The sequence below is a fragment of the Bacillus sp. NP247 genome (assembly GCF_018966865.1).
Classification (GTDB): Bacteria; Bacillota; Bacilli; order Bacillales; family Bacillaceae_G; genus Bacillus_A.
Genome location: NZ_CP076653.1, coordinates 4,112,933 through 4,126,476 on the forward strand (window position 1 = coordinate 4,112,933; position 13,544 = coordinate 4,126,476).

Annotated in this window: 14 protein-coding genes and 1 riboswitch; of the genes, 12 read left to right on the forward strand and 2 right to left on the reverse strand. The window is 35.7% G+C overall.

What is annotated here, in order from left to right; translation table 11 throughout:
• The first annotated feature begins 107 nt into the window (after positions 1–107).
• The 11 genes from dacB to KPL75_RS21515 all read left to right on the forward strand — a co-directional run bounded on the left by dacB (position 108) and on the right by KPL75_RS21515 (position 11,116).
• The gene (gene dacB, locus KPL75_RS21465) at positions 108–1,232 is read left to right on the forward strand and encodes a D-alanyl-D-alanine carboxypeptidase DacB (RefSeq protein ID WP_219917718.1); all 1,125 of its coding nucleotides are present in this window, start codon (positions 108–110) and stop codon (positions 1,230–1,232) included.
• Positions 1,225–1,821, forward strand: a complete 597-nt coding sequence (spmA, locus tag KPL75_RS21470) for a spore maturation protein SpmA (RefSeq protein WP_000247803.1) — start codon at positions 1,225–1,227, stop codon at positions 1,819–1,821. Before dacB ends, spmA begins: the two co-directional genes overlap by 8 nt.
• Positions 1,818–2,348 (forward strand): spore maturation protein SpmB, encoded by a 531-nt coding sequence (gene spmB, locus KPL75_RS21475; protein WP_002086660.1) that lies wholly within the window; start codon positions 1,818–1,820, stop codon positions 2,346–2,348. Before spmA ends, spmB begins: the two co-directional genes overlap by 4 nt.
• Before the next feature lie 289 nt (positions 2,349–2,637).
• A complete protein-coding gene (rluB, locus tag KPL75_RS21480) occupies positions 2,638–3,366 on the forward strand; it encodes a 23S rRNA pseudouridine(2605) synthase RluB (RefSeq protein WP_002201160.1) in 729 nt (242 codons plus the stop codon).
• A gap of 94 nt (positions 3,367–3,460) precedes the next feature.
• Positions 3,461–3,982 carry a thiol-disulfide oxidoreductase ResA gene (resA, locus tag KPL75_RS21485; RefSeq protein WP_219917720.1) on the forward strand — a complete coding sequence of 174 codons (522 nt, stop codon included), beginning with the start codon at positions 3,461–3,463 and terminating at the stop codon, positions 3,980–3,982.
• Between the two features lie 124 nt (positions 3,983–4,106).
• On the forward strand, positions 4,107–5,729 hold the full coding sequence (gene resB / locus KPL75_RS21490; RefSeq protein WP_219917721.1) for a cytochrome c biogenesis protein ResB: 1,623 nt from the start codon (positions 4,107–4,109) through the stop codon (positions 5,727–5,729).
• 14 nt (positions 5,730–5,743) lie between these two features.
• Positions 5,744–6,901, forward strand: coding sequence for a cytochrome c biogenesis protein ResC (gene resC, locus KPL75_RS21495; RefSeq protein WP_219917723.1), 1,158 nt, complete (start codon positions 5,744–5,746; stop codon positions 6,899–6,901).
• 301 nt (positions 6,902–7,202) lie between these two features.
• Positions 7,203–7,919, forward strand: coding sequence for a DNA-binding response regulator ResD (resD, locus tag KPL75_RS21500; RefSeq protein WP_002158614.1), 717 nt, complete (start codon positions 7,203–7,205; stop codon positions 7,917–7,919).
• A complete protein-coding gene (gene resE, locus KPL75_RS21505; protein WP_002064501.1) occupies positions 7,919–9,694 on the forward strand; it encodes a sensor histidine kinase ResE in 1,776 nt (591 codons plus the stop codon). Before resD ends, resE begins: the two co-directional genes overlap by 1 nt.
• A gap of 141 nt (positions 9,695–9,835) precedes the next feature.
• Entirely contained in the window at positions 9,836–10,417 is a 582-nt protein-coding gene (locus KPL75_RS21510) for a cob(I)yrinic acid a,c-diamide adenosyltransferase (RefSeq protein WP_002149412.1), read from the forward strand.
• 84 nt (positions 10,418–10,501) lie between these two features.
• Entirely contained in the window at positions 10,502–11,116 is a 615-nt protein-coding gene (locus KPL75_RS21515; RefSeq protein WP_219917724.1) for a peptidoglycan DD-metalloendopeptidase family protein, read from the forward strand.
• Between the two features lie 163 nt (positions 11,117–11,279).
• On the opposite strand, the gene KPL75_RS21520 is transcribed toward KPL75_RS21515, so the two are convergent.
• A complete protein-coding gene (locus tag KPL75_RS21520) occupies positions 11,280–11,966 on the reverse strand; it encodes a hypothetical protein (protein ID WP_002149409.1) in 687 nt (228 codons plus the stop codon).
• 246 nt (positions 11,967–12,212) lie between these two features.
• A riboswitch (FMN riboswitch) is annotated at positions 12,213–12,352 on the forward strand.
• Positions 12,353–12,513: 161 nt separating this feature from the next.
• Between KPL75_RS21520 and KPL75_RS21525 the strand changes: the two genes are divergently transcribed.
• Positions 12,514–13,092 (forward strand): ECF transporter S component, encoded by a 579-nt coding sequence (locus KPL75_RS21525; RefSeq protein WP_002011769.1) that lies wholly within the window; start codon positions 12,514–12,516, stop codon positions 13,090–13,092.
• A 117-nt stretch (positions 13,093–13,209) separates the two neighbouring features.
• On the opposite strand, the gene KPL75_RS21530 is transcribed toward KPL75_RS21525, so the two are convergent.
• Complete coding sequence (locus tag KPL75_RS21530; RefSeq protein ID WP_001151994.1) at positions 13,210–13,458, reverse strand: ferredoxin; 249 nt, start codon at positions 13,456–13,458, stop codon at positions 13,210–13,212.
• Positions 13,459–13,544: the final 86 nt, after the last annotated feature.

Sequence of the window (13,544 nt, forward strand, 5' to 3'; positions counted from 1 at the left end):
AAATTCCCTGCGTCTTTTTTAATGGAAGCAGCAGGAAGATTTCGTTCATATTTTAAAAGGCCAAGCATACACTTGTACAAAAAGTGCCAAAAGGACGTGGGGGAAATATGAGACGAATTTGTGTAATCATTACGCTTCTTATTATGTACGCAAGCGTTATGCCGATTCCTACATATGCAAAGATGAACAGCAATGTCAGTGCTCGAAATGCTGTATTAATGGAGCAAGGTTCTGGTCGTGTATTATATGGAAAAGCAGAACATGAGCCACAAAAAATTGCTAGTATAACAAAAATTATGACAGCCTTGTTAGCTGCTGAATCAGGAAAAATGAAAGAAATGGTAGCAGTTAGTAATGAAGCAGTCAGGGTGGAAGGATCGGCAATTTATTTAAAGCCTGGACAGAAAGTGAAGCTAGAGGATTTAGTATACGGCCTTATGCTTAGATCAGGTAATGACGCAGCGCAAGTAATTGCTGAAAATGTAGGAGGGAGTATAGAGGGGTTCGTATATTTAATGAATGAAAAGGCGAAACAAATTGGAATGAAAGATACTCACTTCTCAAATCCTCATGGTTTGGATGGAGATGGATCACATTACTCTTCGGCCTATGATATGGCACTATTAACGAAATATGCAATGGGGAACGAGACCTTTAAGGGGATTTTTGGCACAAAAACGTATAAATCAGATTCATGGGATTATCCGTGGAAAAATAAACATAAGCTTGTGACATCCTATTATGAATTTGCAACAGGGGGAAAGACAGGTTTTACGAAGAAAGCAGGACGGACGCTTGTCACAACAGCTTCAAAAGATGGACTAGATTTAATTGTCGTAACTTTGAGTGCTTCTAGTGACTGGGATGATCATATGAATTTGTTTGATAAAGGATTTGAACGCTATAAGCAAGCGAAAGTTTTAGGACAAGGAGCACTCGCTGAAATAAATGAAAAGAAATATGCCAATCATGTTTATACGAAAAATAGTTTTTCTGTCCCTTTAACGGAAGAGGAAAGAAAGAGCGTGTTATTGAAAGTTGAGCTCGATAAAAGTGCAAAACTTACTGATGGAGTAAAGATTGGGAAGACAGAAATTTATGTAGGAAACGAGAAAGTTGGAGAACGAAATTTGTTTTACAGTAAACGAAAGTTAGTAGCTACAACGGGAATGTACTGGAATAATGTGAAAGAAATTTTTTCTCACATGATAGGTGTTGGGATAGATGGTTAATCTCGTATGGGCAGCGATGGCGGTCATAGGGATTGTATATGCCATGATAAATGGAACGATGGAAGAAGTAACTAAAGCTGTATTTGAAGGGTCAAAAGACGCGGTAACAATATGTATAGGACTTATTAGTGTTTTAGTATTTTGGCTTGGTTTAATGAAAATTGCAGAGGAAGCCGGGTTGTTAAAGAAGTTAGTTACACTTTTTATGCCGATAGTAAAAAGATTGTTTCCAGAAATACCGAAGGATCATCCGTCAATGGGATTTATTCTATCGAATATGATGGCGAACTTTTTTGGGTTAGGTAATGCAGCAACCCCTCTTGGTATTAAAGCGATGGAACAACTGAAAGAGTTAAATGGAGGGAAGGATTCGGCCAGTCGCTCTATGGTGACGTTTCTAGCATTAAATACATCAGCTATCACATTAATTCCTACGACCGTCATTTCAATTCGAATGACTTATGAATCAGCGAATCCTACTGAAATTGTTGGGGTAACATTCATTGCACAAGTACTCTCTATGATTGGAGCAATCTGGATTGACCGCTATTTTTACCGAAGAAGGAGTAGAAAGGGGCGGAAAAAATGAGTATTGTAAATACCATTTCATTATGGGTAATCCCTTGTGTAATCGGTTTTATCCTTTTGTATGGCACGATAAAGAAAGTGCCGACGTATGAATCGTTCGTTGAGGGCGGAAAAGAAGGGATTCAAATTGCGGTTTCCATTTTGCCGTTTATGGTTGGAATGCTTGTATCTATTTCTATTTTCCGGGCATCAGGTGCTTTAGATGCGATGATATCGGTAATGAAGCCGATGTTAGACTTTATTCATGTACCAGCCGAAATCGTTCCACTTGCACTTATACGTCCGATTTCGGGATCTGCTGGTTTAAGTATTACGACCGACTTAATCGCTACATATGGGCCAGACTCGTTTATTGGTAGGTTAGCTTCAACGATGCAAGGTAGCACAGATACGACTTTTTATATATTAACAGTATACTTTGGGGCTGTCGGTATTAGAAAAATGGGAGATGCATTAAAGGTAGGACTTTTTGCAGATTTAATCGGGATTATTTGTTCAATTGTATTTGTTTCTCTATTGTTTCGGTAATGCTATTCATTTTTTGCGCTATTTAGCTTATAATACGTATACGACCACTATTAAGGTGTAGCTTAATGGTGGTTTTTTTATGCAGTGTTTTTGACAAAATGATGAACTTTTATTGTGAGGAATATGAAAAATATGGACAATAATAAAGGGTAAAAACATGATTTGACCTTTATATGTTTATTATCATCGCTATGTTGTTTAAGTGAGATGGAGCAAATAGCCGTAAAGCGTATGCGGTTGCCAAGTCTTTCTAATGTAAGGTAAGATAAATTCGAGGTGAAAAAAAGAAATGGAACGATTACAAAAAGTGATTGCGCAAGCAGGTATTGCATCGAGAAGAAAGGCTGAGGAATTAATTCAGCAAGGGAAAGTGAAAGTTAACGGGAAAATAGTGAAGGAGTTAGGAACAAAAGTAACTCCTCAAGATAAAGTAGAAGTAAATAACATCCCTCTTGAAAAAGAAGAACCTGTTTATTTTTTACTATATAAACCAACTGGTGTAATTTCAAGTGTATCAGATGATAAAGGAAGAAATGTTGTAACAGACTTTTTCCCTGAAATTAGACAACGTTTATTCCCAATCGGACGTTTAGATTATGATACGTCTGGCGTATTATTGATGACAAATGATGGGGAATTTGCAAATGTATTAATGCATCCGAGATATAAAGTTGAAAAAACGTATGTTGCAAAAATTAAAGGGCCGTTAACAGGTGAGAAAATTCGCATGTTAGAACGAGGTGTTGCATTAGAAGATGGGAAAACAGCACCAGCACAAGTGAAAATTATTTCTTGGGACAAGCGTAAAGAGATGGCGATTGTACAATTAACGATTCATGAAGGACGTAACCGTCAAGTACGTCGCATGTTTGAAGCGTTAGATTGTAAAGTAATGAAATTAAAACGTGAACGATATGCCTTTTTAGAAGTGGGTAGCTTGCGCCCTGGTGATGCAAGAGAATTGACACCACATGAGGTGAAACAATTACGTGCGTTGGCTTCTACAAAGCCTCGCTAATCTATAGTGTGAAACTTTCACCAGTGGAATGCTCCGCTGGTGATTTATTAAAAAATACATATATTCATCACTCGTCGAAGAGAGGGGAGACAATATGAGAAAAAATCGCTTATTATTTCGTGTTATCATTTTGCTCATTTTAAGCGGTGCGGTAGGGTTTACGCTATATCAAGGTTTTTTTACTGATAAAGAGAAAATGCAAATTGGAAAAGAAGCACCTAACTTTGTTGTAACGGATATAGAAGGCAAGAAAATTGAATTAAAAGATCTAAAAGGAAAAGGTGTATTTTTAAATTTTTGGGGAACTTGGTGTAAACCTTGTGAAAAAGAAATGCCTTATATGAATGAGTTATATCCGAAATATAAAGAAAAAGGCGTTGAAATTATTGCCTTAGATGCAGATGAAACAGATATCGCTGTGAAGAACTTTGTGAAACAATATGATTTGAAATTCCCAGTTGCAATTGATAAAGGAACAAAAATCATAGGCACATATGGGGTAGGACCATTACCAACAACCTTTTTAATTGATAAAGAAGGCAAAGTAGTAGAGCAAATTATAGGTGAGCAAACGAAGGAACAATTGGAAGAGTACTTAAAGAAAATTACTCCATAATTAAGAAAGCCTTTACATAAGAGGTGCTTACGTATAGCGCCTTCGCTTTAAAAATTCTGAGTATTGCGGTAACTCTAAGCTGGAATATACAATAGTACATATAGATAAAAGGGCGGTGAGAGCTTTGAAAGAAATCAAGTGTGAATGTGGACATGTTAATCCGATAGGAACCATTTTTTGTGAAGCATGTGGGAAACCATTTGAAAGTAATGAAAATATGAAATTATTGGATATGAGATATGAGGGGAGTGCTCGGAGATCTCTCACACATACAAAAACGATAGTCGATAAGATTTGGAGCTTTTTCTCTTCTGTAAAAGTAGGTGTATGGTTAATCGTAATAACTTTAGCTGCATCGGCAATAGGAACTATCTTTCCCCAAGAAATGTACATAACTCCAGGAATTGAACCAGCTGAATATTATAAGACCGAGTATGGATTTTTAGGACAATTATACTATCAATTAGGATTTAATAATTTATATGGATCATGGTGGTACATGATTTTAATTGCTTCCATTGGTATTTCACTTGTTATATGTAGTTTAGATCGTGTCATTCCTCTTTATAAAGCTTTAAAAAAACAAGGGGTGAAAAGACACCCAAGTTTTTTAAAAAGACAGAGAGTGCACGGGACTGGTACGCCGCATGAAGGTGACTTAGAACGAGTTCAAATTAATTTAAAGAAACGTAATTATAATGTGAAAGTGGAAGACGGGAACGTTTTAGCGGAAAAGGGACGTTTTTCCCGTTGGGGTCCATATGTAAACCATATTGGTCTTATTATCTTTCTATTCGGTGCAATGCTACGTTTTTTACCGAGTATGTATGTAGATGAAGCACTTTGGCTACGTGACGGTGAAACGAAAGAAATACCAGGAACAGATGGTCAATACTATTTGAAAAACGAAAAGTTTATCAAGGAAGTTTATGATAAGAGTAAGGATAAAGAAGTTTTTGATGAAGCAATTGATCGTGTTGGTGATAAAATGATTGCGAAAAACTTCCAAACAAATGCTGTATTATATAAAGCGGTAGGAGAAAATATAGCGGGTCAAAAACCAAAATTAGAAAAGGTAAAAGAAGCTGAAATTCGAGTGAATGAGCCACTGAAATTTGATCAATTTGCTGTTTATCAAGTGGATTACAAAGAAAGTGAATTTAAAAGCATGTCTTTCCATTTGCAAAACAAAGAAAATAATCAAAAGTGGGGACCGATTAAAGTAGATTTAGCGAATCCTACAGAAAAATATGATTTAGGAAATGGGTATTCTCTAGAACTATTAAGCTATTTTCCTGATTTTTATTTTGATGAGAATGGAAGGCCGAATACGAAAACAAAATTACCGAATAATCCTGCATTCGTCTTTAAAATGTTTACCCCGGAAACACCAGATGGTGAAGTTAGTTTCGTCGGTATTCAGCAAAACATAGAGCCTGACGGGAATAATAAATATAAAATGTCATTTGCAGGTGTGGAAATGCAAAATGCAACAGCTCTTACAGTAAGAAAAGATTTGACGCTTTGGATTCTCGGTATTGGAGGATTTATATTTATGGTTGGTGTGATTCAAGGTATGTATTGGAACCATCGCCGTATTTGGATACAACGTGTTAATGATGAATGGTTGGTTGCAGGCCATACGAATAAAAATTGGTTCGGCTTAAAGAAAGATATTGAAAGAGTACTAGAAGGAACCGCGATTCCACAACCACACGATAAAATAAATGATAAAAAAACTAGTTAAGGTGGGGAAACGATATGGTACAAATAAGTAGTAATTTTCTGTTCGCCGCGTTCATCTTATATTTAATTGCAACTTTATTTTTTGGAGGAGCAATTAAAGAAAAAGGTCATAAATGGGCAAATGTAGGTATAACTATAGCAATTTTAGGATTTATTGCGCAAATAGTATATTTTGTTACAAGATGGATTGCATCAGGACATGCACCAGTTAGTAACTTTTTTGAATTTGGTACATTTTTCGGCATGATGCTTGTGGGAGCTTTTATCATTATGTACTTTGTATATCGTGTAAGTATTATTGGCTTATTTGCTTTACCGGTAGCTCTTTTATTAATCGCTTATGCAAGTATGTTCCCGAGAGAAATTTCGCCGCTTATCCCATCTTTAAAGAGTAATTGGCTACATATTCATGTAACGACAGCGGCAGCGGGACAAGCAATATTAGCAATTAGTTTTATTACAGGCGTAATGTATTTACTGAAAAATGTAGATCAATCAACAAGAAGTAAGCGTACATTTTGGTTAGAGACAGTAGTTTTCACACTTGTTTGTACAGTTGGATTTATTGGAATCACAACGGTATTTTCTAGTATGAAATACGAAGCGAAGTTTCAATGGGTTGATAAAAATGAACAACAAGTTGAGATGAAGTATAATCTCCCTGCTTTAGTTGGACCGCATGAAGGGAAGTTAATGACAGAAAATAAATTAGAACCGGCGGTGGAAGTCCCCGCGATTGTAAATGCGAAAAAATTAAATACTGTTATTTGGTCAGTGTTAGTCGGAACACTACTTTATATTGTATTAAGACTTGTTTTACGTAAGCGAGTGTCAGCGGCACTTCAGCCATTAGTAAAGAATACGAATAGTGATTTATTAGATGAAATTGGGTATCGTTCTATTGCTATAGGATTCCCAGTGTTTACATTAGGAGCATTAATCTTTGCAATGATTTGGGCTCAAATCGCTTGGACGCGCTTTTGGGGTTGGGATCCAAAAGAAGTTTGGGCGCTTATTACTTGGCTCTTTTATGCTGCGGTATTACATTTACGCTTATCTAAAGGATGGCATGGAGAAAAATCTGCCTGGCTTGCAGTAATTGGTTTTGCAATCATTATGTTTAACTTTATTGTAGTAAACTTAATTATCGCGGGTTTACATTCATATGCATAGAGAAATAAAATAGGAGAGTGTATGTCACTTTCCTATTTTATTTTTGTCAAATTTTCTTCTTTTTTGAGAAAAACATGACAAAGTAGCGGTTGATTCTGTAAAATGATGTCGAGGACCAAATATACTGTTCAAAAAAAATACATAGTTTTGGAAAAAAAATGAACAAACTTTATTATTCTTGTGAAGCATAATATGGGAAGTGGAACGTTAAGAAATGCTTAATTAAACGAGGATAGGTGCAACATTATATTGTAGAAGGGTAGGTGTAAACCGTTGTGGTAAAAATACGCAGCGGGTAGAAATGGAAAATGAATCAAGAATTTTAATTGTAGACGATGAGGATCGTATTCGTCGTTTATTAAAGATGTATTTAGAAAGAGAGCAATACACAATTGAAGAAGCGGATAATGGTGATACAGCTTTAGAAATGGCGTTACAAAATGATTATGATTTAATCCTATTGGATATTATGATGCCTGGTAAAGATGGTATCGAAGTGTGTAAAGGGATTCGTGAGAAGAAGGCGACGCCAATTATTATGCTGACAGCAAAAGGTGAGGAAGTAAATAGGGTACAAGGGTTTGAAGTTGGAACTGATGATTATATTGTAAAGCCGTTTAGCCCGCGTGAAGTAGTACTTCGTGTGAAAGCGGTATTACGCCGCGCTGTACCAACGACATTCTTTACACAAGATACAACGACGAAAGATGTTACTGTGTTCCCGCATTTAACAATTGATAATGATGCGCACCGCGTTACAGCGGATGGTAATGAAGTAAACTTAACACCGAAAGAATATGAATTACTATTATTCTTAGCGAAAGCCCCGGATAAAGTTTTTGACCGTGAGCAATTGTTAAAAGAAGTATGGCAATATGAGTTCTTCGGAGATTTACGTACAGTTGATACGCATGTAAAGCGTTTACGTGAAAAGTTAAGTAAACAATCACCAGATGCAGCGAAGATGATTGTTACCGTTTGGGGCGTTGGTTACAAGTTTGAGGTTGTGAACGACTGATGCTTTGGAGAAGTGTAGTAGGGAAGTTATGGATGACCATATTACTTCTCGTTTCGTTTGTTCTTGGATTTGTTGCTATTTTACTTTCACAGTTTTTTAGAACGTATTATGTTGATATGAGTCAAGCTAGACTTCAGAAAGTTGCAACAAGTGTCACGGAATTAATTGAAGAAGGTGCCGATGTAAAAACGATTGAGGATATTGCTTACAAATTTTCTGATCCACTTTCAAGGATTATCATTGTAGAAGATGGTAAGGAAATTTCTTCTTCGCCGAAACAAGAAGGATTAGTTACTCTTACAATAGATGATTTGAAAAATGATAAAGAATTAGCAGCTGTTTTTACAGATAAAAAGGATATTAAGAATAATATTAGAAAAGCTTCCAATAGTAGGAAGAATAAGAACACTGAAAATGATATTATGATCGTCGGTAAACCAGTACAGTCAAAAAATCAAAGTGCGGTGTTTGTATATGAATCATTGCAAGTTCCAATACAAGGTATGGAGAGAACGACTGATTTTATTTTCTTATCAGCCGGGATTGCGATTATTTTAACAACTTTCTTTGCGTTTTTCTTATCTACTCGAATTACGGCACCGCTTCGCAAAATGCGTGAGGTTGCATTTGAGGTAGCGCGCGGGAAATTTGATACGAAAGCCCCTATGGTGTCGCAGGACGAAATTGGTGAGCTTGCAACTGCTTTAAATCAAATGGGGAAACAGTTGAAGTTTAATATGAATGCCCTGCAGCAAGAAAAAGAGCAGTTAGCTAGCATTTTGAGTAGTATGGCAGATGGTGTTATTACGTTAAACCAAGAAGGTGAAGTCGTTGTTATCAACCCACCGGCAGAACACTTCTTACAAGTTTGGCAAGAAGAAAAAGAAGTGGAGTTAAGTAAAAAACTGCCTTCTGAACTTGTTGAACTATTCCATCTCGTTGTAGAAAGTGAGCAACAACAAGTTGTTGAAATTAATTTGCAAAAAGGTAACTACGTAGTTCTTATGACACCGCTTTACAATCAGACAAAAATTCGTGGAGCTGTAGCAGTATTGCGAGATATGACGGAGGAGCGTCGTCTGGAGAAAATGCGTCAAGACTTTATTGCAAATGTATCACATGAACTCCGTACACCGATGGTAATGCTTCAAGGATATAGTGAAGCAATTTTAGATGATATTGTGCAAACGAAAGAAGAAATTAATGAGTTTGTTCAAATTATTTATGATGAATCTGTTCGTTTAGGTAAACTTGTAAATGAGTTATTAGATTTAGCCCGTATGGAAAGTGGACATGTAGAGTTACATATAGGTGAAGTAGATATTCATCCATTTGTCGAAAAAATTGGCCGTAAATTCCAAGGGATTGCAAAGGATAAAGAAGTCCAATTAACAGTGGATTTCCAAAGTCCAATTGAACAATATCCGTTTGATGCAGACCGTATGGAACAGGTACTGACGAATTTAATTGATAATGCAATCCGTCATACAAATGCAGGTGGACATGTTACACTTGTAATTAATACGAAAAATAGTGGCCTTACTTTCGAAGTGCAAGATTCAGGTGCTGGTATTCCAGAAGAAGATATTCCGTTTTTGTTCGATCGATTCTATAAAGCTGATAAAGCAAGAACACGCGGGAAAAAAGTTGGAACAGGACTCGGGCTTGCGATTGCTAAAAATATTGTTCAAGGTCATGACGGAAAGATTTTTGTATCAAGTGTCGTTGGCGAAGGAACTATATTCTCTGTATATTTACCAAATCGTATAATTTAGATGTATAAGTTTTTTAAAGTTGATCATGAATAAAAGCTTTACTGTTTTTTTATTTTTTTGTAAGTGCAATTAAATAAAGAGTGGTAAAGTTTTTTTCTTTAATAATCAGAATGAAAATAAAAAGAGAGGTGCCATAATGAAATGAAACTTTATACAAAAACAGGTGATAAAGGGGAAACGAGTGTCATAGGTGGCCGAGTGGATAAAGATCATATACGTGTAGAAGCTTATGGCACAATTGATGAGGCGAATTCTCATATCGGATATGCCATGTCTAAATTACAAGAGGAATGTTTTCGTAATATCTATAACGAACTTGAAAATATTCAACATGAACTATTTGATTGTGGAGGAGATTTAGCAATAGTAGAGAAGAAAATCCCTTATAAAGTAACGATAGAGATGGTCGAGTATTTAGAGAGACGAATTGATTCGTATACAGAAGAAGCGCCGCCGTTAGAGCGTTTTATTTTACCAGGTGGTAGCGAGGTATCGGCTGCACTACACATTGCACGTACAGTTATAAGAAGAGCAGAACGTTGTATAGTGTCATTGCAAAAAGAAGGAGAAACCAATGAAATTGTTCTAAAGTATGTAAATAGGTTATCTGATTATTTATTTGCGCTTGCTAGAGTAATAAATGCACGTTTACAAGTGAAAGATGTGGAATATAACCGCAGTGCACTTGTTTTTCGTAATAAAGAAGAGAAGGAAGTGGAGTAATTCACTTTCTTTTTTTGTATACTTTTTTCTATAATATCCCACAATAGAGAAGGTATGACGGTTATTAGAAAACGGAGGATGTATATGAAAGCGTTAAAATGTGGCATGGTGATATTGAGTGTATTATTTTTATCTCAATTACATGTTTACGCTGAAGGAAATCAGTGGATATGGCCTGTTGATGGGCAGATAAGTGATTATTTTGGAACAAGACATGGGAAACACTATGGTATTGATATAGCTGCGCCTATTGGAACGCCTGTTGCAGCTATTCAAAATGGTAAGGTGACAAAGTCTTATTTTTCAAGTAGTTATGGAAATGTTGTGTTTATTAAACATGGAGAATATGAGGCTGTTTATGCGCATTTAAATAAGAGGTATGTAGTTCAAGGGGATAACATTTCAAAAGGAGAGCTAATTGGAGAGGTAGGGAATACAGGAGAATCACGAGGAGCGCATTTACATTTAGAAATGCATCAAGGGAGATGGACGATGGAGAAAAGGAATGCGATGAATCCGTTGCTTGTTTTAAATGAACAAAAAAATCAAGTTGTGTCATCATCACTATATGTTGTACAAAAAGGTGATACTTTAGTTGGTATTGCTCGGAAATTTAGTATGACAGTTGAGGAAATTAAAGTGAGGAATGGATTGCGACAAGAGCAAATCTATCCGAACCAACAACTATATGTCAAGTAAGGATAGCGTCCCAAAAGCATAACTTTTGAATAGATTTATTTTCTTCTTATTTAAGATTGCGATAGTAAATAAAATTATATCGACTTAACAACAAAATGCGACAATAAGAGCAACCTATTCCTAACGAAAAACCGTCCCAAAAGATCTTTTGGGACGGCTTCTTTTACCAAAAAATAAAGACACATATAAATCCAGAAATAGCTAAGTAGCTATATAAGTAAAAGACTTTTGTTCTTGTTTTTTCTTTTGTCCGAAATAGTACGATAGTTGGTTCGATTAGACCAATTGTAAGACAAAGTAAACCAAGAAGCATAAAGCCAATTGAAAGAGAATACAGGGCGATTTGTGGTGCTTGAAATGGAATCATCCATTTTAATAAAAATGCAATAAGTGCAGTGTAACAAATGCTACCGATGTATTTATTCAATGGTGTATCAGAACGGAAACCAGGAAGTTTCTTGGAAAAAGGACGGGAAACAACTTCCGTTTGTAAAGATGTATGTTCTTCAATTATTTTTTGAGCTTCTTTTCCTTTTTGGAAAAGGGATAAAATCCAGTTTCGCTCACCTTGGAAAATAAATTGAGAAGTTGTTAAATAGTGATCAACTTTTACCTTGTTCCAACTCTTCCATGGATGACGCTCACACAATTTTAATTTACTTTCTGTTTTTTTATCATACTGATAAATACTTATGCCATCTTGGTCAAAAGTAGCATAGTATGTCTCTCTTGAGAATGTGCCTAGATCAATTGGACAGTAGAAAAGTAATTCCTTTTTCAAATAAAAGTATTCTTTTCTTAAGTTCTTTTTCATTGCTTCTCGAATAGAGTGTCTTTTATCTTTCTTCATGACATTTCCTCCATAACTCAGAAAATGTTCTTATCTTAACAATTCAACATCTTATCACTTTTGACGACATATGACTAGGGGATTCATAAGAGAAATACCGAATTATAAAAAATATGGGTTGTATTGTAAAATATATTTATTTCGATTTGGTTACTCAAAATAGATAACTTATTTTTTGTAAGTTACACTTTTTTAGTTCACAATACGATAATGATGTTGTATAATGAAGTGGAAAATAGAATATCGGTCTATCTTCGGGGCAGGGTGAAAATCCCGACCGGCGGTGATGAACAGTTAATAATGTCGTTCTAAGCCCGCGAGCCGTTAAGGCAGGATTTGGTGTGATTCCAAAGCCGACAGTATAGTCTGGATGGGAGAAGATGGAGGTTCAAGCGTTCAAAAAAGATAAGTATTTGAACGTCTGTTTGATGTGCCTTAAAATTCTCCCTTTGTGTAAATCACAAAGGGTTTTTTCGTTCTATGAAAAAATAGGCATAGCAGAACCTTTCCACTTTCCATGAGAAGATCGATGGAAAAGGAGAGAAAGATGAAACAAAAAAACAGTGTAGTGCAGATGGTGAGTGTAGCGATGCTAAGTAGTATTGCGTATTTACTAATGATGTTGGATTTTCCATTCCCAGGGCTTCCGCCATTTTTAAAAATTGATTTTAGTGATGTGCCAGCTTTAATTGCAGCGATAATTTTTAGTCCAATTGCAGGTGTAATTGTAGAAGCGATAAAAAATATTTTGCATTACGGAATTCAAGGAAGTTTAACGGGAGTACCGGTAGGAGAAGTAGCAAACTTTATAGCCGGATGTTTATTTATTGGTCCAGCAGCATTCTTATTCCGAAAGTATCGCACAGTAAAAAGTTTAACGACAGGATTAATGCTAGGCACAATTACTATGACAGTTATTATGAGTGTGTTAAACTACTTTATTATTTTACCAGCGTACACTTGGTTTTTAAATTCACCAGCTATGTCTAGTGATATTATGCGACAAACTATTGTAACGGCGATATTACCGTTTAATGTAATTAAAGGAATCGTTGTAACAATTGTATTTGTAGCATTATTTTCACGCTTGAAAGTATGGGTATTTGCAAAAATGAAAAATGCTTAAAAATATTAAACCATTGGCAGTGTAACTGCTAATGGTTTTTTTGTCAGTGAGAATGAAAAAGAGAGCAAAAAATCCCCCTCATACTTATGAGGGGGATTTTTTGAAGTTAATAAAAGACTATTCGAATTTTAAAGAGTCGCCATCAAATGATTCGTCAGCAACTTTAATTGAGTCAGTTGGACAACCTTCGAATGCATCCATCATATCTTCAATTAATACATCTGGAATTTCAACGATCCCTTGGTTATCGTCTAATGTTACAAATGCAATGCCTTCATCATCATAGTCATAAATGTCTGGTGCAGCAGCACCACAAGCACCGCATGCGATACAAGTATCTTTGTCAACGATTGTATATTTTGCCATATTTTTTCCCTCCTGATAATATGTATGTGAAAAGTTCGCCAAAAAATTATAATCTTATTGTAAAACGGTTTTTAAAACTTTTCAAC